The following is a 21,713-nucleotide window of genomic DNA, read 5'->3' as shown; positions in this document are numbered from 1 at the left end:
GTCGGGGTGCGCCCGGGGCCCGCGTGGGGCCTCGTCGGAGGGCCGTCTTCCGGGCAGAAAAAACGGGCCGGTCCGTGGGGGGGAGACGGACCGGCCCGAGGGGGGGTTTCCACCATAACCCTTCGTGAGTGATGCTGCGTGCATCGGCGTGCCACAACTACTCTCCGAAGTCGGGCGACAGCGTGGCGGTGAGCGCGGAAGCGTTCATTCTGGGTGTGATCGAGGGGTGATCATGGCCGAATCTCGGCGGATTCCAAGGGGAAATGAAGGAATCTCGGCAGGAATGCGGGGTTTGGGTACCCTTGTGCGACTTCCGAGGGGAAGAACCTCGGCACCCCCGTACGGGTGAAGCGCGGGCGGACTCGCGCTTGACGGCGGCGGCGGGGCGCACGGCTTCGCGCAGCCCCCTCCACTGCGCGAGGCCGTGCCGCGCAGCTTTGCTTACGCGAATTACCTTGGTCTGAACCTACGCGAGTAGACCTGGAGAAGCCAAGCCGCGGGCGGTAACGATGTGGACACCGGCTCAGCCGGCCTGCGGCTTGCGGGCCTCGAACAGATGGCGGGCGCTGTGCGCGACGAACGGGCCCTCGGCCTCGATCCGCTCGTGCAGGGCGCGGAGCTGGGGGAGGTACGCCTCGACGGTGAAGCCGGGCACCATCCAGACCACCTTCCTGAGGAAGTGCACGACCGCGCCGATGTCGTGGAACTCCATCCGCAGCCGCTCGGCCCGAAGGTCCACGATCTCCAGCCCGGCCGCCTCGGCGTCGGCCCGTTCCCCGTCGGGATGGCGGGCGCTCCGGTTCCCCTCCGGCAACGGGCCGGTGAAGTGCTCGACGAGTTCGTAGGCGCTGCTCGGTCCCACGTGCTGCGCGAAGTACGTGCCGCCGGGCCGCAGCACCCGGGCGATCTCCGGCCAGTGCGCCCGCACCGGGTGCCTGCTGGTGACCAGGTCGAACGCCCCGTCGGCGAACGGCAGCGGGGCGTCCTCAGCGCTGGCCACCACCACCGCGCCCCGAGGGTGCAGCAGGGCGGTCGCCTTCGCGACGTTCGGCGGCCACCCCTCCGTGGCCACGCTCACCGCCGGAAGCCGGGGAGCGGAAGCGAGCACCTCGCCGCCGCCGGTCTGGATGTCCAACGCAGCCGAGGCCCGCCCGAGCCGCTCGGCCATCCCCCGCGCGTACCCCCACGACGGCCGGGCCTCCGTGGCCCGCCCCTCGAACCACGAGAAGTCCCACCCCTCGGTGGGCACGGCATCGCCCTCGGCGACGAGTTCTTCGAAGGTGCGGGATGCGGCGGTGGGGGAGGGGAGGGAGGCCATGGGACCCGATTTTCCCCGGCGACGAAGCAGTCGGCGACTGGTTTTCCGGCGCTGAAGGGCAGTGGGCGAAGCCCCTGCCCCTTCAGGGGCGCGGGGAACTGCGCGACCAGCCACCTCCGACCCGCGGCCGCTCCACAACCCCACCCCCGAGCTCTGAGGCGATTCCCGGCCACCCGCCGCGAGGCGTCCGCGCCCTACTCGGAGAGAACCGCCTCCGCCTCCACCGTGACCCCCACCGCCTGCACCACGGACGCGACCCGGAACGCCTCCTGCACGGTCTCCCGGCTCACGCCGGCCCCCCGCAGCACCCGCTCGTGCGAGTCCAGACACGCCCCGCACGCATTGATCGCGGACACGGCCAGCGCCCACACCTCGTAGTCGGCCCGGTCCACCCCGGGATCGCCGATGGCCTTCGTCCGCAGCCCCGTCCGCAGCGCGCCGTACTCGTGGTCGGACAGCAGATGCCGCGTACGGAAGAAGACGTTGCTCAACGCCATCGCCGCGGCCGCGGACTTCGCCGCCGTGTACGCCTCCGGCGACAGCCGAGCCCGCGCCTCGGGCGCCAGCTCGCGCAGCACGATCGCCGAACGCGAGGCGATCGCCGTGACCAGCACCGTGCCCCACAACCGCTGCGCCGACAGCCGCGAGTCACCGAGGACGGCGTCGAGGTTCCGGCGGAGGTCCCCCGCGTAGTCCGGAATCAGGGACCTCAAGGTGTCGAGCGACATGGCGTCCTCACTCCGGGCAGGTGGCAGGTGGCAGGTGGGGGTCCAGTGTGGCGGTGCCGCGGGGCCGGCGCGGCACCGTCCTACTCCGTACGCAGGCCCTCCGGCCGCATGAGCCGCACCAGCGGCGGCATGCTCAGGGCCGTGACCAGCAGGACGACGCCCGCGCCGATGCCCGTCATCGACAGCACACCCAGCCAGTCGACGGCGACCCGGAAGCCCGTCATCTTCAGCAGTACCGCTCCCAGGGTCAGCCCGACCGACGAGGCCAGGACGAGGCCCAGCGTGATCGGGATCGCCGTCTGCCACAGCACGGACAGACCGAGCGTGCGGCGTCGGGTGCCGAAGGCGACCAGGGCCGACAGCAGCTTCCTGCGTTCGCGCAGCTGCTCCAGCTGGGAGACCAGGAGGCTCGCGCCGATGAGGACGAGCACGGCGGACGCGCCGACCAGCAGACCGGTGCGGATGCTCGTGAACTGGTCCAGTCGACGGGTCGACGCCCACTCCCAGGTCCGGATCAGCGGATCGACCGCGACGGCGGCGTTGCGCACCTCGTCGAGCGCGTTCGGCACCTCGGGATCGGTGCGGACGTAGATGGTGCTGGAGAGTTCGTCCCCGGTCTGCGCGGGCAGGGCACCGCGGGTGGCCAGCAGCCCCTCCGTGCCCATCAGCAGCGGGTCGGGCCGCCGGGACACCTGTTGTACCTCGGCCGGCAGCTTCCAGGCGATCTCGGCTCCCGGCTCCTCCCCGCCGAGCGACGCGCCGAAGTACAGCGTCTTCCCAGGGACACCGAACTGCATCACGTCGGCGTCCCTGGACCTCTCAGGAGTTTTCATCACGAAGACGTCACCGTCCCGGCACGAGGAGAGCGTGGCGAGTTCGCGCAGCGCGGCACAGTCGCCGACGGTCACCCCCATCCATGCGTCGGGGTCCTTGGCGGTGGGGGAGACCTCCGCGGTGGAGAGCACGGCCGTGGTCTTGGCCCCCTTGGCCCGCTTCAGTTCCTCGCCCGCGACGCTCAGGGGGAGGTCGTCCGGCAGCGTCAGCTCCATCTGGGTACGGGTGACGTCCTTGCCGGTCGACTCGGTGTACCTGCCCTCGGCGCCGGCGAACAGCATCTGCAGGGCGATCGCGCCGGCCACCGCCACCGCGATGCCGTTGACCATGCGGGCCGCCGTACCGCTGCTCAACTGGAGCCTGCGGACGGCCAGTTGCCAGGAGACGGCGCCGGAGCCCAGCCGGGCGACGAACGCCTCGACGACCCACGGCAGCAGCGCGGTGATGCCGAACAGCAGCAGGACGACACCGCCGATCACCATGTACTCGTTGAACGTCCCGTTCTCCGAGCCCTGGCCGATCATCGGGTAGAGCAGGGCGAGACCGGCGAGCGGTGGCAGCAGCCGCCACCAGAGCCTGCGGCGCGGCGGTTTGGCCGTGCGGACCACGCCGAGCGGCTCGATGACGACGCCGCGCAGCGCGAACAAGGTGACGAGGACGGCGGCGGCCGGCACCGCGAGCGCGACCAGCAGGGCCAGACCGGGGGAGGGGTCGAGGTCGCTAGGGAACACGCTGACGTCGAAGACCTCGACGGAGCCGGCGACCTCCCTGCCGAGCATGAAGAAGCCGGCGCCGAAGACCAGCCCCAACAGGGCGCCCGCGAGCGCCTCGCCTGCCGCGATCCGACGGGTCATCCGCCCGTCGGAGCCGACCAGCCGCAGCGCCGCCAGCCTGCGGTCGCGCCGCTCGCCGCCGAACCGTACGGCCGTGGCGATGAAGACCGCGACGGGCATCAGCAGCACCACGAAGACGACCAGGGTGAGCAGCAGGAGGATCGGGTCGACCTCGTCCTCGTGGGGCGCGCCGGTGGTGTCCGTCCCGAACGCGTCGATCCGGGCCACCACCGAGCCGTCGACGCGGTCGGCGATCCCCTTCGCGCCCGCGTAGTAGACGAGGTCGGTCGAGCCGATGAGCCCGGCCTGGCCGATGGTGCCCACCGTCTCGTACGGCAGGCGCTCGCGCAGGAGCTTCCCGGCGTCGGACTTCAGCAGGTCGGACAGGGCGGGGGAGACGACCATCTCGCCCGGCGCGGGGAACTCGGCGAGGCCGGGCGGCAGCGGCGCGCCCGCACCCTCGGGTTCGAGGAGCCGTCCCCGGATCTCCTGCTGCCGGTACTCGGTGTCGGTGTCCGCGATGACCAGGCTCTTGTCGGTCGCCTTGGTCTGGGGCTGGAGGTAGCCGATGCCCCGGTCCTGCCGGGCCTCCTCGCGGGTCTCCCGCGCGGACAGCACGTTCGGCACCGCCGCCGTGAGCAGCAGCAGCGCCACCCCGAGGCCGACGCCGACGGCGGTGAGCAGGGCCCGCACCCACCCCTCACGGCCCCCGGTGAAGGTGAACCGCACCCCCATCGCCAGGTCCCGGTACCACTGGCGGAACACGGCGGGGCTCATACGACGCGCTCCATGTCCCGGGACTTCCCGTCCCGTACGACGATCTCGCGGTCGGAGTACGCGGCCACCCGTGCCTCGTGCGTGACCAGGACGACGGCGGCGTTGGTGGACCGGGCGGCCTCGGTGAGCAGCTCCATCACCCGCTCGCCGTTGAGGGAGTCGAGCGCGCCGGTGGGCTCGTCCGCGAACAGCACCCGGGGGCCGGTGACCAGGGCCCGTGCGACGGCGACCCGTTGGCCCTGGCCGCCGGAGACCTCACCGGGACGCTTGCGGGCGAGGTCGTCGACCTCCAGGCGTTCCATCCAGCCGAGGGCGGTCCGCTCGGACTCCTTGCGGGAGGCGCCGTTCAGCCGGAGCGGCAGGGCCACGTTCTCCACACACGTCAGCTCCGGTACGAGCCGGCCGAACTGGAAGACGAACCCGAACTCGCTGCGCCGGAGCGCGCTGCGCTGGGCGTCGTTCATGGAGGCCATCTCGCGGCCGTTGTAGGTGATCGAGCCCGAGTCGGGCGGCACGATCCCGGCGAGACAGTGCAGCAGCGTCGACTTGCCGGAGCCGGAGGGGCCCATCACCGCGACGACCTCGCCGGGGTGGATGGAGAACTCGGCGCCGTCCAGCGCGGTGGTCGGGCCGTAGGCCTTGCGCAGATCGGTCGCGACGAGCAGGGAACCGGCGGGCGCCGGTGAGAACGCCGAGTTCACCGGGTCACCGCCTCGGCCAGCTTGCCCAGTCGGGCGGCGGTCAGCTCCAGCCATCGCAGGTCGGCCTCCAGGTGGAACAGGGCGTGGTCGCAGATCAGCTGGTCGGCCAGGTCGCCCTTGCGCTTGCGGTCGGTGAGGATGCGCATCATGCGCAGGTGCTCGGAACGCTGGGTGTCGAGGATGTCGGCCGCGTTCCGGTCGGTGAGCAGGGCGAGGACGACCTTCGTGTAGAGGGTCGACTGCAGATACGGCTCGGGCTTCTCGGGTGTCGCGAGCCACCGCTGGACATCCGTGATGCCGGCCTCGGTGATCGCGTACCGCTTGCGCTCGGGCCCGCCGCCGGGCTCGATGCCGTCGACCTCGACGAGGCCGTTCTTCAGCAGCCGCGACATCGTCGAGTAGACCTGGCCGTAGTGCAGCGGCCGGTCGTGACCGAACTTCTCGTCGAAGGCCCGCTTCAGGTCGTAACCGTGTCGGGGCCCGGACTCCAGGAGTCCCAGGAGGGTGTGACCGATGGACATGAGCACGACTGTACACACGAGGTATACACCGCACGTATACCTACCGTGTATAGGTGTCTGCCGGAGGTGAAAGGGGTGCTGGTCAGAGCCGATTGTCACGGTTCTGTCACCAACGCCGTCGGAAACCTGTGGGTCGGGTGGGGCAACCATCCCCCCTGTTGGAACGTCCGTTCCGGTGGGATGAGGTCTGCGACCGCGCGTCGCGCGTGCGCTTTGTCACGTCGTCACAGAGCGGACCGACTCCCTCTTGTCGTAGTCCTCGGTGTTAGCTTGCTGAGCTGACAACACCCGAGTGACGTATGAGACCGAGCAGAAGTCGGAGCGGACCGGAGCCATGGGACGAGCGGAAGAAAGACGAGCGCGGCAGCGCGGCGGTCGCCGCGCGGCGCCCCAGCGCTCGTCCGGAGGCGATGCGGGGGCGACGGCCGTCATAGCCCCGCCCGAGGGCGGCGGCCGGGCGGCTGCGCGCGCGGCGGCCAAGGCCGGCGGCAAGAAGCAGCAGAAGAGCCAGAAGAGCTTCCTGCGCCGCCTCTTCACCTGGAAGAAGATCCTCGGCACCTTCTTCGGTGTCTGCCTGCTCGGCATGGGCGCCTTCATCGTGCTCTACCTGATGATCGACATCCCCAAGGGGAACCCCGAGGCGACCCAGGAAAGCAACGTCTACAAGTTCTCCAACGGCAAGATCTTCGCCCGCACCGGCGACACCAACCGCGAGATCGTCGAACTCGACAAGGTCCCCGAGAAGGTCCAGATGGCGTTCGTCGCCGCTGAGAACAAGACCTTCTACTCGGACCCCGGCGTCGACTTCAAGGGCATGACGCGCGGTGTCATCAACACCCTCTCCGGCAAGGGCAAGCAGGGTGGCTCGACGATCACCCAGCAGTACGTCAAGAACTACTACCTGACGTCCGACCAGACGGTGACCCGCAAGCTCAACGAGCTGGTCATCTCCCTGAAGCTGGAGCGCGAGGAGTCCAAGGACTACATCCTCGCGGGCTACATCAACACCAGCTTCTACGGCCGTCAGGCCTGGGGCATCCAGGCCGCCGCCCAGGCGTACTACCGCAAGGACGCCAAGGACCTCACCGTCGAGGAGGGCGCCTACCTCGCAGCACTGCTCCAGGCCCCCAGCCAGTACGACCTGGCCACCGCCACCCCGACCGGCAGGAAGCTGGTCACGGCGCGCTGGAACTACGTGCTGGACAACATGGTCGAGATGAAGGAGCTGTCCGCCTCGGAGCGGGCGGACATGAAGCTCCCCAAGCCGAAGGCGCCCCAAGCCGCCGCCGGCATGGCCGGCCAGAACGGCTACCTGGTCGAGGCCGCCAACAACCAGCTGGCCAAGCAGCTCGTGGCCTCGGGCAAGGCGGATGACACCGAAGATGCCAAGGCGCTCATCGAGTTGCGCGGCTGGACGATCACGCTGAACATCAACCCGAAGAAGCAGGCCGCGCTGGAGAAGGCCGTCAAGGAACGCCTCACCAGCAAGCTCGACCCGAAGAAGCGCAAGGTCGACAAGCACATCCAGGCCGGCGCCGTCTCCGTCGACCCCAAGACGGGCAAGGTCGTCGCCATGTACGGCGGTGTCAACTTCGTGGAGCACTTCACGAACAACGCCACCCGCCGGGACTACCAGCCCGCCTCCACCTTCAAGCCCGTGATCCTCGCCGCGGCGGTCGACGAGGACGCCGAGACGCAGGACGGCGACCCGATCACCGCCAACACGATCTACGACGGTGACAGCCGTCACAAGGTCACCGACAACGGCACCGCGGTGGGCTTCGCCCCTCCCAACGAGGACAACGTCGACTACGACGACGTCACCGTGCAGACCGCCATGAACAAGTCCATCAACTCCGTCTTCGCCCAGATGGGCGTCGACGTGGGCATGGAGAAGGTCATGGAGGTCGCCGGGAAGCTCGGCATGGACACCGAGGGCATGGAGGCCGTGCCCGCCCAGACCCTGGGCTCCATGGGCGCCAGCCCGTTGGAGATGGCCGGCATCTACGCCACCCTCGACAACCACGGCAAGAAGGTCACCCCGACCATCATCGCCGAGGCCAAACGCCGGGACGAAGAAGTCAAGTTCGACGACCCGATCGGCGAGCAGGTCATCACCCGCGAGGCGGCCGACACGGTCACCTCGGTCCTCACCGGCGTGGTCGACGACGGTACGGCCAAGGTGTCCGTGCGCGAGAACCCGGCGCGCAACGGCCAGACGGTCGCCGGCAAGACGGGTACCTCCGACAAGAACCGCTCCGCCTGGTTCACCGGCTACACCCCGAACCTCGTGACCTCCGTCGGCCTCTTCGGCGAGGACATGAGCAAGAACGGCAAGCACGTCCCGATGTACGGAGCCGTCGGCGTCCCCCGGGTCAACGGTGGTGGCTTCCCCGCCCAGATCTGGGCCACGTACACCTTCGGCGTGATGGGCAAGACCGCCAAGTTCGACCTGGAGACCAAGCAGGGTGCCGCGGTCGCGCCCACGGAGTCCCCGACCCCGTCGCAGACGCCGTCCGCGACCCCGTCGGAGACGCCGTCCGCGACCCCGTCGGAGACGCCGAGCTCGGAGGAGCCCAGCAGCGAGCCCGCGACGACGCCGGAGACCACCCCGGAGGAAACCCCCTCGACCACCCCGGAGGAGACCCCGTCGGGCGACGCCGGCGGCATCGACTTCCCGACGAACCCGAATGACCCGCAGGTGGACGACTAGCGATCGAGATAAGCGGAGGGCGCCCGGTGATTCACCGGGCGCCCTTTGCGCGTCTGAGGGCCGCAGGCCCTCCAGGGGCGCGGGGCTGTGCCGATTTGCGGCTCCGCCGCGTGGGCGCGAGAAGCCCCACCGGACCCGCACCCGCCGAACTCGCGGAAGCCCTGCGGCGCTCCCGCGAAATCCCTCACGCCTGGTTCAGCTCGAACCACACAACCTTCCCCGCGCTCAACCGAGTGGCCCCCCACCGCTTCGCCAGCCGATTGACCAGGTAGAGCCCCCGGCCCCCCTCGTCCGTCGCCCGAGCCTGCCGAAGCCGAGGCAGCTGCGGCACGTCGTCCGTCACCTCGCACCGCAGCACATCGGTCCGCAGCAACCGCAGGGTGACGGGCCGCGTCGCATACCGCACCGCGTTGGTGACCACCTCGCTGATCAACAGCTCGACCGAGTCGGTCAGTTCCTCCAGCCCCCAGCGGGACAACGCGTGCCGGGCCAGCCGACGCGCCCGCCCCGGAGCCATCTCCTCCGGCTCCAGGAACCAGTACGCGACGTCGCTGGGAGCGATCCCATCGAAGCGCGCGGCAAGAAGCGCGATGTCGTCGTCACGGTCCCCCGGGCCGAGCATGTCCAGCACCTCGTCGCACAGCGCTTCCAGCGGCGGCGGATGGTCCGGCCCGGTCAACTGCGCGGTCGCGGCCAGCTTCTCCCGCAACTGCTCTATGCCGGTCCACACGTCCCGCAGCCGGGACTCCACCAGCCCGTCGGTGTACAGCAGCAGCGTGCCGCCGGCCGGCGCGTCCAGTTCGACCGCCTCGAAGTCCACCCCGCCCACGCCGATCGGCGCGCCCGGCGGTACCCGCAGCACCTCGGCGCGCCCGCCGAGATGCAGCAGCACCGGCGGCGGATGCCCGGCGTTGGCGATGGTGATCCGGTGCGAGACCGGGTCGTACACGGCGTACAGACAGGTCGCCATGCGGTCCGTACCGAGCCGCTGGGCCTGCTCGTCGAGGTGGTGCAGCACCTCCTGCGGCGGCAGATCCAGCCCCGCCAAGGTCTGCGCGGTGGTCCGCAGCTGACCCATGATCGCGGCCGAGGTCATCGAATGACCCATCACATCGCCCACGACCAGTGCGACCCGGCTCCCCGGCAGGGGGATCGCGTCGTACCAGTCGCCGCCGACCCGCGCGGTCTCGGCGGCCGGCAGATACCGGTGTGCGAGCCGCACGCCGGTGCACTTCGGGAGCGCCTCCGGCAGCATCGTGCGCTGCAACTCGTCGGCGATGTAGGCCTCGCGGCCGTACAGCACCGCCTTGTCGATGCCGAGCGCGCTGTGCGTGGCGAGCTGGGCGGCGACCAGCAGGTCGTCCTGCTCGAACGCCATCCGCTCCGGGCGGCGCAGGAACACCGCCGCGCCGATCACCCGGCGCCGGCCGCGCAGCGGGGCGAGGATCGCCCGCTGGCCGGTCGGCACGGTCAGTTCGGCGTCCGGGCCGAGGAGTTCCGGCAGCGCGTCGTGCGCGGCGGGAGCGTCCGCGAAGACCGGGCGCACACCCCGCAGCACCTCGGCGAGCGCCCCTCCGGGCCGCACCTCGCACTGCTCGGCGGTGACGACCGCCAGGTCCACGGGCTGCTCGGGCTGGAGCGAGGAGGGCATGAAGCCGCCCTCGGTGTCCCGCTCCTCCGGGATGCGGTCGGTGCGGCGCAGCCGCAGCACCATGGGCCCGGTGGGCCGCTCGTCACCGACCGGCAGCGGCTCGCGCAGATACACGAGGATCGCGTCCGAGAACGTCGGCACGGTGGCCCGGCACAGACCCATCACGATCTCGTCCAGGTCGATGCCCCGGGCGATCCGTCGGGTCGCGGCGCCCACGAAGCGCAGCCGGTCGCCGTCGCGGCGCATGGGCATGGGGGCGCCGGGCGGCACTCCCTGCCCGCCGCGCCGCTCCGGACCGCCGCCGTTGCCGCCGCCGCCGGTACCGCCGCCATTGCCGCTGCCGCCGCCGGTACCGCTGCCCGACCGGTCCGGCTCACCGCCGGGCTGCGCCGGGATGGTCTCCGGCGCGGGCCTCGGGCGGTGCGGGTCGGGCTCGGTGGCCGCGGGCTGCGAGTGCTCGGAGAGCGCCGGCTGGGCGTGCTCCGAGGGCGCCTCGCTCTTCGCGCACGAGGTCGTGGTGCCCGGCTCGGCCGGCGCGTCACCCATGCGTGCCTGAGCGGGTAAGGCCGTGGCGGGCGCGGTGCGCATCGGCTCCTGGGTACGCAGAAGCGCCCCGCGGGGGTCCGTGGGGGCGGCGCCGCCCTGAGGGCGCTCGTGGGAGGTGGGGTGCTCCGTCACGCGTGTCGAATCCATCCGTCCGGGACTGCGCGTCGTGAGCGCAGTGCGTCCCGCAAACCCGATACTTCGTCCCGCAGAAAGGCCGATACCCGGATTACGTGTCCTGGGAACGGAATTCCCGCGTGGTCAGAGGCAGTTCCTGTGGCACACACGGTACCGGTGGGCTCGTCGAACGACAGCACCGCCCGCCCGTCGGGCCGTCTCCGGCTCGCCCCGGTGTAACCCTCGTACCCCTTGCTCACGTCTTGCCGCCCCTCGGTGACGTACGGTCAAGCCCTGCCCGAACTGCGGGAGTTGCCCCTGTGAACTCTTGCGGAGGACGATCCTACGGTTGCGGACCGGGGGCGCATCAAGGGTCTCATGAGGACAAGTGCGCGGGCGTACGGTCCCAGTCGTCCGGGAGAGACGGTACTCCCCACGCCGGATTCGGGCGCCAGTGCTGCCAGCCGTCCGAGAACGGCGGGCCCCACGCGCGGATCACCTCGACCGCCGACAGCCCCGCTTCCCGCACCCGCTCGGCCGCCGACGCGTCCATCAGACCGTCCTGCTGGGCCTGCGCGAACTCGTCCTCGTCGAGCCAGTTCCACGATCGGTCCGGATACACGCAGATGTCCAGGAAGTGGTCCTCGGAGTCCACGCCGCCGTCCCAACGGGCCAGCGGGGTCTCCAGATTGACGTACCAGTTCTTGAAACGCCAACCCTGCTCCCAGAACAGCCACACCGACCACGGCTCGCCCGGCCGTGCCAGCTTCAGCACTCCGGAGCCCGACCACCGGCCGTGCCGCACGCCGCGTGGCTCCTTGTAGCGGGACGCGAGGGGTACCGAGTTCAGCGAGGCGCCGTCCGCCAGCACGGGCCGGACGCACTCGGTACCGGGCGCCATCCACACGGCCAGCAGCTCCGCGTCGTCGCGCACCACCGTGACGGGACGCGCGATATGGAAGCGTTCGCCGCCGTTCTCCCGGTAACGCCACAGGATCTGACTCCCCGGCTCCCAGAACGCCGCCGACCCGCCCGCTTCCACTCGTCTCACCACTCCGTCGTCTCCCATGCGCAGATATTAGGTGTCATGCGCATATGACGCTGCGGTACCGGTTCACGGTTCACGCCTTGGCGGGAATCGGTTACCCGGGGGACACCCACGAAGGCCGGAACCCGCCGTCCGGTCACGGCCGCGTCATCCGCAGGACATCCAGCGCCTCGTCGAGCTGTTCCAGCGTCAGATCGCCGCGCTCCACGTACCCGCCGTCCAGGACGACCTCCCGGATGGTCCTCCGCTCCGCGAGCGCCTTCTTGGCGACCTTCGCGGCCTCCTCGTACCCGATGTACTTGTTGAGCGGGGTGACCACGGACGGGGACGACTCGGCGTACTCGCGGGCCCGTTCCCGGTGCGCGACGATCCCGTCCACGGTCCGGTCGGCGAGCAGCCGCGAGACGTTCGCCAGCAGCCGTACGGACTCCAGGACGTTCTTGGCGATGACCGGCAGCATGACGTTGAGCTCGAAGTTGCCGGACGCGCCCGCCGTGGTGACCGTGACGTCGTTGCCCGTGACCTGCGCGGCGACCATGAGAACGGCCTCCGGGATCACCGGGTTGACCTTGCCGGGCATGATCGAGGAGCCGGGCTGGAGGTCCGGCAGGGAGATCTCCGCGAGACCGGTCCTCGGCCCCGACGCCATCCACCGCAGATCATTGGCGATCTTGGTGAGGGAGACGGCGATCGTACGGAGCTGCCCGGACGTCTCGACGATCCCGTCCCGCGCGCCCTGCGCCTCGAAGTGGTCCCGCGCCTCGGTGAGCGGCAGCCCGGTGGCCCGGGCGACCTCCGCGATCACGGCGGCGGAGAACCCGGGCGGCGTGTTGATGCCGGTCCCCACCGCCGTTCCGCCCAGGGGGAGTTCGGCGAGCCGGGGCAGCGAGGCCTCCAGCCGCTCGATCCCGTACCGCACCTGGGCCGCGTACCCGCCGAACTCCTGGCCGAGAGTGACCGGTGTGGCGTCCATGAGATGCGTACGGCCGGACTTCACGACGTCCGCGAACTCCACGGACTTGCGGGTGAGCGCGTCGGCGAGATGCCGCAGTGCCGGGATCAGATCCCGCGTCACGGCGGCGGTGGCGGCGATGTGGATCGAGGAGGGGAAGACGTCGTTGGACGACTGCGAGGCGTTGACGTGGTCGTTCGGATGCACATCGCGCCCGAGCCGCTCGCTCGCCAGGGTGGCGACGACCTCGTTGGTGTTCATGTTGGACGAGGTCCCGGAGCCCGTCTGGAACACGTCCACCGGGAAGTGTGCGTCCCAGCGGCCCTCCGCGACCTCCTCGGCCGCCTCCCGGATCGCCTCGGCGATGTCCTTGTCGAGCACACCCAGTTCGGCGTTGACCTTCGCGGCGGCGCCCTTGATCCGGGCCAGGGCCTCGATGTGGGCGCGCTCGATGTGCTGCCCGGAGACCGGGAAGTTCTCGACCGCCCGCTGTGTCTGGGCCCGCCACTTGGCGTCCGCCGGCACGCGGACCTCACCCATGGAGTCGTGTTCGACGCGGTAGTCACTCATGCCCGGTACAGCGTCCGGGACCACCGTGGTGTTCCCGGCACTGCCCCGTGCGGGTGAGCGTGAAACTCCGCACGCTGATGTCGGGGACGTGCAGTACCGTCACCCCCGACGAGCCGATCGTCGAACGAAGTGTCGAATGAAACGTCGAAGAAAGAACGTGACTTGAGAAGCGCTGTCATACGCCGGTCCTGCGTGGCCGGTGCCGCCGCCCTGTCCCTGACCCTGCTCGCCGCGTGCTCGGACTCCGGCGAGAGCGGGGGCGAGGGCGACTCGGGCGGCAGGACGCCGGCCCTGTCCGCCGCGGACCTGGAGAAGGTCGTCCTGAAGGACGGGGACGTCGAGGGCCACAAGGTCACCGAGCCCACCGCCACGTTGGACCGCAAGGACGTCAAGCCGGGCAGCGACGAGTGCGCGCCCGTCGCGTACGCCATGGTCGGCTCCGTGGTGGACGAGCCGGCCGCGACCGTGCAGCGCGAGACGTCCGCCGAGATCGACCCCGCCAAGGCGGCCAAGAGCGGCGGCACCGAGGGCCTCGACGTCACCAGGGTCCTGCTCCGGCTGACCTCCTACGACGGCGACGCGGCCCAGAGCGTGATGAAGTCCCTGGACACCTCGGCCAAGGCCTGCGCGGACGGCTTCGAGGTCACGGTCGACGGCACTTCCCAGGACGTCACCAAGGTCGCCACGGACACCGCGCCGGAGGGCGCCGACGAGGCGATCGCGATCAACTACCTCAGCGACGCGGAGGGCACGAAGATCCCGATGAAGGTCGTCATCTTCCGCAAGGGCGGCACCGTCGGCTACTTCACCGCCCTCAACCTGGCCTCGGCCGCGACGGGCAAGGACTTCGAGTTCCCGACGGCGGTCGTGGACGCGCAGGTGAAGAAGCTGGCGTAAGGGGCCGACACACGGGTGCGGGCGGTGGGAGCGAGGGCCTCGCTCCCACCGCCCCGAACCCCGCTACGCCAGTCCCGGCCCCCGCACCGGAATCGACGTGAACGTGGGCGCCGGGGCCGGGTCCTTGAAGAAGTCGTTGCCCTTGTCGTCGACGACGATGAACGCCGGGAAGTCCTCGACCTCGATCTTCCAGACGGCCTCCATGCCGAGCTCCTCGTACTCGACGACCTCGACCTTCTTGATGCAGTCCTGCGCGAGGCGCGCGGCGGGGCCGCCGATGGAGCCGAGGTAGAACCCGCCGTGCGACCCGCACGCGTCCGTGACCTGCTGCGACCGGTTGCCCTTCGCCAGCATCACCTTGGAGCCGCCCGCCGCCTGGAACTGCTCGACGTAGGAGTCCATCCGGCCGGCCGTGGTCGGACCGAAGGAACCGGAGGCGTACCCCTCGGGGGTCTTCGCCGGGCCCGCGTAGTACACCGGGTGGTCCTTCAGGTACTGCGGCATCTCCTCGCCCGCGTCGAGCCGCTCCTTGATCTTGGCGTGCGCGATGTCGCGCGCCACGACCAGCGGCCCGGAGAGCGAGAGCCGCGTCTTCACCGGGTACTTGGTCAGCTCGGCGAGGATGTCGTCCATCGGCTGGTTGAGGTCGATCTGGACCACGTCGCCGTCGGACTCCAGGTGCTCGTCCGTGGTCTCCGGCAGGAACCGTGCCGGGTCCGTCTCCAGCTGCTCCAGGAACACGCCCTCGGCGGTGATCTTCGCGACGGCCTGGCGGTCGGCCGAGCAGGACACGGCGATCGCGACCGGGCAGGAGGCACCGTGCCGCGGCAGGCGGACGACCCGCACGTCGTGACAGAAGTACTTGCCGCCGAACTGCGCGCCGATCCCGATCCTCTGCGTCAGCTCGAAGACCTTCTCCTCCAGCTCCTTGTCCCGGAACCCGTGACCGAGCGGCGACCCCTCGGCCGGGATCTCGTCCAGGTAGTGCGCGGAGGCGTACTTCGCGGTCTTCAGCGCGTACTCGGCGCTCGTACCGCCCACCACGATCGCCAGGTGGTACGGCGGACAGGCCGCCGTCCCCAGCGAACGGATCTTCTCCTCCAGGAACTTCATCATGGACGCCTCGTTGAGGACGGCCTTCGTCTCCTGGTAGAGGAAGCTCTTGTTGGCGCTGCCGCCGCCCTTGGCCATGAACAGGAACTTGTACGCGCCGCCGTCGGTGGCGTACAGCTCGATCTGCGCCGGCAGGTTCGACCCGGTGTTCTTCTCCTCCCACATGGTGAGCGGAGCCATCTGCGAGTAGCGCAGGTTCAGGTTCAGGTACGCGTCGTAGATGCCCTGGGACAGGGCCCGCTCGTCCGCGCCCTCCGTGAGGACGTTCTGCCCGCGCTTGCCCATCACGATGGCCGTGCCGGTGTCCTGGCACATGGGCAGCACACCGGCGGCCGCGATGTTCGCGTTCTTCAGCAGGTCCAGCGCCACGAACTTGTCGTTGCTCGACGCCTCGGGGTCGTCGATGATCCGGCGGAGCTGCGCGAGGTGCGCCGGACGCAGATAGTGCTGGATGTCGTGGATCGCCTCGGCGGCCAGCTTGCGCAGCGCCTCCGGCTCCACCTTGAGGAACGTCCGCCCGTCGGCCTCGAAGGTGGAGACACCCTCGGAGGTCACCAGCCGGTACGGGGTGGTGTCCTCTCCCATGGGGAGCAGATCGGTGTACTCGAACTCAGGCATGTCGCCCATTCCTCACTCGGCACTCGGCGCTCGGCGCTCGACACAACGGCGCGGCTGGCCTCCATCGGCAGCGTCCACCAGCGTAGAACCTGGCTCGGAGGCCGGGCTTGTGAGGTAAGGCTCAGTTCGTCGGCCCGGAGTTGTCCACACCCCTGGTCGCGATCTATCGCGAGTGGGTACGCTGCTGCCGTGGACCTTCAGAAGCGCCCCACCCAGGAACCGCCGTTGTCCGCCGCCGAGCTGCGCGCCTCCGACGCCGACCGCGACCGGATCGCCGACCTCCTGCGCGACGCCCTCGCCGAGGGCCGCCTCACCGCGGACGAGCACGCTGAGCGAGTCGAAGGCGTGCTCGCCGCGAAGACGGTGGGCGAGCTGGACGTCTTCGTACGGGACCTGCCGGCCGGCCAGGCCCGCAAAACCGGGCCGGTGTATGTGCCGCCCGTCTCCTCCGTGCCCAACCGGCCGACGCCCGGCGCCATCCCGATCGACCCCGACGACCGTCTGGTCGCCGTCTTCAGCGCCTCGACGCGCAAGGGCCGCTGGCGGCCCGGCCGCCGTATCCACGCCTACGCGATATTCGGCAGCGTCGAGCTGGACCTGAGCGAGGCGCTCTTCGAGCACCGCCAGGTGATGATCAAGGCGATCTCGGTCTTCGGCAGCGTGGAGATCCGCGTCCCGGAGAACGTCTCGCTGCGCGGCAGCGGCGGCGGCGTCCTCGGCGACTTCGCGGTGGACGCGCTGGATTCGAACGAGACCGACGCCCCTGTCGTCTACGTGGACGGACTCGCGGTCCTCGGGAGCGTCGAGGCCAAGCCCAAGCGGGGGAAGGTGATCGCGGACCTCCTCGGCCGGGTCACCGACCATGTGGCCCGCAAGGTCGACGACCATTTGCGCAAACGTACGGATCGTTGACGCTTGTGAATTCGACCATGCCGGGACAGACCCGAAGGGATCCGATCCGGTTGTGACCATGCGGTGTTGACAACGAATTCCAGCGGTTCGGGACTCAGTGCATAGGCCCGCGCACAGCGGGTAGGCCTTGCTGCATCGTCTCTCGCTCGCGAAGCCGTCGTCAGGAGTAGACCGTGCTGCATCCGCCGCATTCGTCCCTGCAGGTCGCTGCTGTTCCGCCCCAGCGGGTGCCAGTGCGAGACAGGGACCAGGACGCCCCGTGGCACACGGAGGCCGTGTGCCGGCGTGACGAGGCCGGGTTGTTCTTCGCCCCCTCCAAGGAACCCACCGCGTCCCGGCTCTCCCGCGAGGAAGCCGCCAAGCGGGTCTGTGCCCGCTGCCCCGTCATGGTCGAGTGCCGGGAACACGCACTCCTGCAACCCGAGCCCTACGGTGTCTGGGGCGGCCTCACCGCCGCCGAGCGCCGCGTGGTGCTGGCCCGCAGGCGCCGCCGGGACGTCGAACTGCAGAAGGCCGCGAGGACGAACGGGACGATAGCGGCGGCGGGTTAGCCCGCACTCTCACCAACAGGGCGCCCTCTCCGCACAAGAGGGCGCCCTGCCGATGCCGGGGGCGGCGCCCCGTCAGGGACGCGAGGCCGGATCGACATGCGGCTCCGCCGCGCGGGCGCGGCCAGCCACGGACAACGCGCGGCCGACGGACGGCCGAGGCACCCCTCCCCTTCGTCGCGACCGGCGGAGCTGCTTGGCTACTTGGCTACTTGGCCTTCTCGAAGTCGATGGAGCTGTAGGCCCGCAGCTTGCTCAGCCGGTGCGTCGAGTCGATCCGCCGCACCGTCCCCGACTTCGACCGCATCACGATCGAGTCGGTGGTCGCGGTCTCCGACCGGTAGCGCACCCCACGCAGCAACTCGCCGTCGGTGATCCCCGTGGCCACGAAGAACACGTTCTCCCCGGAGACCAGGTCATCGGTCGTCAGCACCCGGTCGAGGTCGTGCCCCGCGTCGATCGCCCGCTGCCGCTCCGCGTCGTCCTTCGGCCACAACTTGCCCTGGATCGTGCCGCCGAGGCACTTCACCGCGCAGGCCGAGATGATGCCCTCGGGCGTACCGCCCACCCCGAGCAGCAGATCGACGCCCGTACCCTCCCGCAGCGCCAGGATCGAGCCCGCGACATCGCCGTCGGAGATCAGCTTGATCCGTGCCCCGGCCTCCCGGATCTCCTGGATGATCCCCTCGTGCCGGGGCCGGTCCAGGATGACCACGGTCACATCGTCCGGTGCGGACCGCTTGGCCTTGGCGACCCGGCGGATGTTCACGGAGATCGGCGCGTCGATGTCGACGAAGTCGGCCGCCTCGGGCCCGGTGACCAGCTTGTCCATGTAGAAGACGGCCGACGGGTCGAACATCGTGCCCCGGTCGGCCGCCGCCAGTACGGCGATCGCGTTCGTCATGCCCTTGGCCGTCAGCGTCGTACCGTCGATCGGGTCCACGGCGATGTCGCACTCCGGACCGGTGCCGTCACCGACGCGCTCGCCGTTGAAGAGCATCGGGGCCTCGTCCTTCTCGCCCTCCCCGATCACGACGACACCGTTCATCGACACGGTGGAGACGAGGGTCCGCATGGCGCGCACGGCCGCTCCGTCCGCCCCGTTCTTGTCCCCGCGGCCGACCCAGCGGCCCGCGGCCATCGCGGCCGCCTCGGTCACCCGTACGAGCTCCAGGGCGAGGTTGCGGTCGGGGGCCTCGGAGGGGACTTCGAGCTCGGACGGCAGATGATGGTTCTCGGTCATCGGAGCGCACCTTTCTGATACGACGACGGCCGGATGAGGGTTCCGCTCGACTCTATCGTCAGTGCGACAGAATGAGCAGGGGACCCCACGGATGAGCAGACCGGAGCACCTGCGACGATGAGGGCGTGGCAGGTACGAAAGGCAAGCAGACCGTTCGCGACATGGTCCTCTCCCTGGGGCTCATCGTGCTGGCGGCATGGGTCATCTATCTCTTCATCCCGCACGACGAGACCGAGCAGGAGCCCAAGCGCGTCGACTACCGCGTCGAACTGCTGACGGCACGTCGCGCGGCCTCCTACCCGGTGGCCGCGCCCGAGGGCCTGCCCGCCGCCTGGAAGGCGACCTCCGTCCGCTTCCAGGGCGACGAGTCCGACCACTGGCACCTCGGGTTCCACGACCCCGAGGGGCAGTACGTGGGGATCGAGCAGTCCGCCGAGAAGCCGTCCCGGTTCATCCCGGACGCCACCCAGGACGCGAAGAAGACCGGGACCACGCAGGAGATCGGCGACGAGACCTGGACCCGCTACGAGGGCGACCGCTACGACGCCCTGGTCCTCGAGGGCACGGACTCCATCACCGTGGTCACCGGCTCCGCGTCCTTCACGCAGCTGACGAAGATGGCCGAGGCGCTCCGGACGGAGTGACCGCGCGTGCGGCTGGACGAGACGCGCGAAGGGCCCCGGCGAGTACGCCGGGGCCCGTCGTCATGACCGCTGTGGGGCTCAGACCGTGGTGACGACGTGGTCGAAGTCCAGACGCGGGGAGCGCGGGTGGGACGCGCCCTCGCCCGGCCGGCCGATGTTGACGACCATCAGCGGGGTGTGGTCGTCGTCCAGGAACTCCTTCTGGACACCGGCGAAGTCGAAGCCCGTCATCGGACCGGCGGCCAGGCCCGCGGCGCGGACGCCGATGATGAAGTACGCGGCCTGGAGGGCGGCGTTCATCCCGGCGGCGGACTCACGGGCCGCGCGCTCGGCGAAGAAGAGGTCCTTGGCCTGCGGGAACGCCGGGAACAGGGTCGGCAGTTCCTCGTGGAACTCGTTGTCCGCGGCAAGGATCGCGACCAGCGGGGCGGCGGCCGTCTTGGCCTGGTTGCCCTCGGCCATGTGCGGCACCAGACGCTCACGGGCCTCGGCGGAGCGGACCAGAACGATCCGCAGCGGGGTCTGGTTGAAGGCCGTCGGGCCGTACTTGACCAGGTCGTAGATCGCCTGCACCTGCTCCTCGGTCACCGGCTCGTCGGTGAACGTGTTCGCGGTGTGGGCCTCGCGGAACAGCAGGTCCTGGGCGGCGGGGTCGAGAACGAGCGACATGGGACAACCTTCGTGCGAGGGCGATGTGGGGTGTACGTCCTCGACGGTACGCCAATGAAGTTCAACATTCAACAAAGGGTGGGGCCTGTGATCCGCTTCACAGTGTCCTGAGCGGTCAGCTGGACTGCGGATGCCGGCGGCGCGGGCGAGGCGGGCCTCTCCCGAGCGGGTCAGGACTCGGCCCCGCCCTCCCCCTCATCGTCCTCCGCCAGCGCCGCGTCCAGGCGCGCCCGCGCTCCGTCCAGCCAGCGCCGGCAGACCTTGGCCAGCTCCTCGCCGCGCTCCCAGAGGGCGAGGGACTCCTCCAGCGTCGTACCGCCCGCCTCGAGCCGTCGTACGACCTCGATCAGCTCGTCCCGCGCCTGCTCGTACCCGAGGGCGCGGTCGGCCTCCGAGACCCCGGCGGCCTCGGTCGTCCCCTCGGCCTCACTCACGTTGCTGGTCATGCGGCTCACCTTATGCGTCCCCTCCGACAGTCCCGGCCTCGTGGACGGTCCCGGCTCCGTCGACCCGGACGACGAACTCGCCCTCGGCCACCCGCGCCCGCAACGGCTCCTCCGGCCCGACCTCGCCGGGGGCGCGGACGACGTGCCCGTCCGCCTTCTGCAGCACCGCGTACCCCCGCTGGAGCGTCGCCGCGGGGGAGAGGGCCACCACGCGCGCGTGCGTGTGCGTCAACTCCGAGGAGGCGCGGTCCAGATGGTGCCCGAGGCAGCGCCGTCCCCGGTCGAGCAACGACGCCACGTGGTCGGCGCGCTCGTCGATCATGCGGTGCGGATCCTCTATCGAGGGGCGCGCCAACGCGTGCGCCAGCCCCCGCTCCTCCCGCTCCACGAACGCCTGTACGCACCGCCGTGCCCGGTCCCGCAGCCACCGCACGCGCTCGTACTCCTCACCCACGTCCGGTACGACCTTCTTGGCCGCGTCGGTGGGCGTGGACGCCCGCAGGTCCGCCACGTAGTCCAGCAACGGAGTGTCCGGTTCGTGCCCGATCGCCGACACCACCGGCGTACGACAGGCCGCGACCGTCCGTACGAGCTGCTCGTCGGAGAACGGCAGCAGGTCCTCCACGCTGCCGCCGCCGCGCGCCACGACGATGACGTCCACGTCCTCCAGCGCGTCCAGTTCCTTCACCGCCTGCACGACCTGCGGTACCGCGTGCACGCCCTGCACGGGGACGTTGCGCACCTCGAAGCGGACGGCCGGCCAGCGGTGCCGCGCGTTCTCCAGCACGTCCCGCTCGGCCGCGGAGGCCCGGCCGCAGATGAGCCCGATCAGCTGCGGCAGGAAGGGCAGCGGCTTCTTCCGCTCGGGTGCGAAGAGGCCCTCGCTCGCCAGTGACTTCTTCAACTGTTCCAGCCGGGCGAGCAGTTCACCGACCCCGACCGGCTTTATCTCGGTGGCCCGCAGCGACAGCTGCCCGCGCGGGGCGTACCACTCCGGTTTCGCCAGGACGACGACCCGGGCGCCCTCGCTCACCACGTCGGCCACCGCGTCGAACACCTGCCGGTAGCAGGTGACGCCCACGGAGATGTCGTGCGACGGGTCCCGCAGCGTGAGGAACACGACGCCCGCGCCCGGGCGCCGCGACAGCTGGGTGATCTGCCCCTCGACCCACACCGCGCCGAGCCGGTCGATCCAGCCGCCGATGAGGCGGGAGACCTCGCCGACGGGGAGGGGGGATTCGGCGGATGTGTTGAGTGCCATGCGGCCGAGCGTAGCGGGGGGTGCGGACAAAGCCGACGGCGAGCGTGGGAGGGGGT

General features: G+C 70.5%; 18 protein-coding genes. 5 read left to right on the top strand and 13 right to left on the bottom strand.

From position 1 onward, the window contains the following. Window positions 1-523: 523 nt before the first annotated feature. The 5 genes from P1P70_RS19400 to P1P70_RS19380 form a co-directional block, all read right to left on the bottom strand. Entirely contained in the window at window positions 524-1,318 is a 795-nt protein-coding gene (locus P1P70_RS19400) for a class I SAM-dependent methyltransferase (protein ID WP_319239329.1), read from the bottom strand. A gap of 194 nt (window positions 1,319-1,512) precedes the next feature. Next, a complete protein-coding gene (locus tag P1P70_RS19395) occupies window positions 1,513-2,046 on the bottom strand; it encodes a carboxymuconolactone decarboxylase family protein (RefSeq protein WP_319239326.1) in 534 nt (177 codons plus the stop codon). 80 nt (window positions 2,047-2,126) lie between these two features. Then, on the bottom strand, window positions 2,127-4,490 hold the full coding sequence (locus tag P1P70_RS19390; RefSeq protein ID WP_319239323.1) for an ABC transporter permease: 2,364 nt from the start codon (window positions 4,488-4,490) through the stop codon (window positions 2,127-2,129). Then, complete coding sequence (locus tag P1P70_RS19385) at window positions 4,487-5,191, bottom strand: ABC transporter ATP-binding protein (RefSeq protein WP_319239320.1); 705 nt, start codon at window positions 5,189-5,191, stop codon at window positions 4,487-4,489. The genes P1P70_RS19390 and P1P70_RS19385 overlap by 4 nt, the downstream gene beginning before the upstream one ends. Continuing rightward, entirely contained in the window at window positions 5,188-5,712 is a 525-nt protein-coding gene (locus P1P70_RS19380) for a PadR family transcriptional regulator (protein ID WP_033531809.1), read from the bottom strand. The genes P1P70_RS19385 and P1P70_RS19380 overlap by 4 nt, the downstream gene beginning before the upstream one ends. Window positions 5,713-6,046: 334 nt before the next feature. Here P1P70_RS19380 and P1P70_RS19375 point away from each other — a divergent pair, with 334 nt between their 5' ends. Continuing rightward, window positions 6,047-8,425, top strand: a complete 2,379-nt coding sequence (locus P1P70_RS19375) for a transglycosylase domain-containing protein (RefSeq protein ID WP_319239330.1) — start codon at window positions 6,047-6,049, stop codon at window positions 8,423-8,425. 184 nt (window positions 8,426-8,609) lie between these two features. Here the strand turns inward: P1P70_RS19375 and P1P70_RS19370 are convergent, their stop codons facing one another. From P1P70_RS19370 to P1P70_RS19360, 3 genes are all read right to left on the bottom strand, one after another. Continuing rightward, window positions 8,610-10,769 carry a SpoIIE family protein phosphatase gene (locus P1P70_RS19370; protein ID WP_413471493.1) on the bottom strand — a complete coding sequence of 720 codons (2,160 nt, stop codon included), beginning with the start codon at window positions 10,767-10,769 and terminating at the stop codon, window positions 8,610-8,612. A 343-nt stretch (window positions 10,770-11,112) separates the two neighbouring features. Beyond that, window positions 11,113-11,805, bottom strand: coding sequence for a DUF402 domain-containing protein (locus P1P70_RS19365; RefSeq protein ID WP_319239313.1), 693 nt, complete (start codon window positions 11,803-11,805; stop codon window positions 11,113-11,115). A gap of 115 nt (window positions 11,806-11,920) precedes the next feature. Beyond that, window positions 11,921-13,306: a class II fumarate hydratase gene (locus P1P70_RS19360; protein WP_319239310.1), complete on the bottom strand. Its 1,386-nt coding sequence runs from the start codon at window positions 13,304-13,306 to the stop codon at window positions 11,921-11,923. Between the two features lie 162 nt (window positions 13,307-13,468). On the opposite strand from P1P70_RS19360, the gene P1P70_RS19355 reads away from it, so the two are divergent. Then, window positions 13,469-14,203 (top strand): hypothetical protein, encoded by a 735-nt coding sequence (locus tag P1P70_RS19355; RefSeq protein WP_319239307.1) that lies wholly within the window; start codon window positions 13,469-13,471, stop codon window positions 14,201-14,203. A gap of 63 nt (window positions 14,204-14,266) precedes the next feature. Here the strand turns inward: P1P70_RS19355 and P1P70_RS19350 are convergent, their stop codons facing one another. Beyond that, complete coding sequence (locus P1P70_RS19350) at window positions 14,267-15,934, bottom strand: fumarate hydratase (protein ID WP_319239304.1); 1,668 nt, start codon at window positions 15,932-15,934, stop codon at window positions 14,267-14,269. A gap of 189 nt (window positions 15,935-16,123) precedes the next feature. Between P1P70_RS19350 and P1P70_RS19345 the strand changes: the two genes are divergently transcribed. Continuing rightward, entirely contained in the window at window positions 16,124-16,846 is a 723-nt protein-coding gene (locus tag P1P70_RS19345) for a DUF1707 domain-containing protein (RefSeq protein WP_319239301.1), read from the top strand. A 173-nt stretch (window positions 16,847-17,019) separates the two neighbouring features. Continuing rightward, complete coding sequence (locus tag P1P70_RS19340; RefSeq protein ID WP_319239298.1) at window positions 17,020-17,397, top strand: WhiB family transcriptional regulator; 378 nt, start codon at window positions 17,020-17,022, stop codon at window positions 17,395-17,397. A 205-nt stretch (window positions 17,398-17,602) separates the two neighbouring features. On the opposite strand, the gene glpX is transcribed toward P1P70_RS19340, so the two are convergent. Further along, window positions 17,603-18,637, bottom strand: coding sequence for a class II fructose-bisphosphatase (glpX, locus tag P1P70_RS19335; RefSeq protein ID WP_319239295.1), 1,035 nt, complete (start codon window positions 18,635-18,637; stop codon window positions 17,603-17,605). Window positions 18,638-18,762: 125 nt separating this feature from the next. On the opposite strand from glpX, the gene P1P70_RS19330 reads away from it, so the two are divergent. Beyond that, window positions 18,763-19,281, top strand: coding sequence for a DUF4245 domain-containing protein (locus tag P1P70_RS19330; RefSeq protein ID WP_319239292.1), 519 nt, complete (start codon window positions 18,763-18,765; stop codon window positions 19,279-19,281). A gap of 78 nt (window positions 19,282-19,359) precedes the next feature. On the opposite strand, the gene P1P70_RS19325 is transcribed toward P1P70_RS19330, so the two are convergent. The 3 genes from P1P70_RS19325 to xseA form a co-directional block, all read right to left on the bottom strand. Further along, window positions 19,360-19,950, bottom strand: coding sequence for a malonic semialdehyde reductase (locus P1P70_RS19325; protein WP_319239289.1), 591 nt, complete (start codon window positions 19,948-19,950; stop codon window positions 19,360-19,362). A gap of 170 nt (window positions 19,951-20,120) precedes the next feature. Beyond that, the gene (locus P1P70_RS19320) at window positions 20,121-20,396 is read right to left on the bottom strand and encodes an exodeoxyribonuclease VII small subunit (RefSeq protein ID WP_319239286.1); all 276 of its coding nucleotides are present in this window, start codon (window positions 20,394-20,396) and stop codon (window positions 20,121-20,123) included. 10 nt (window positions 20,397-20,406) lie between these two features. Further along, window positions 20,407-21,657, bottom strand: a complete 1,251-nt coding sequence (xseA, locus tag P1P70_RS19315) for an exodeoxyribonuclease VII large subunit (protein WP_319239284.1) — start codon at window positions 21,655-21,657, stop codon at window positions 20,407-20,409. Window positions 21,658-21,713 lie beyond the last annotated feature (56 nt).

This window comes from Streptomyces sp. MB09-02B (genome assembly GCF_033794485.1).
Lineage (GTDB): Bacteria > Actinomycetota > Actinomycetes > Streptomycetales > Streptomycetaceae > Streptomyces.
This window is presented reverse-complemented; position numbering and strand designations above follow the sequence as displayed.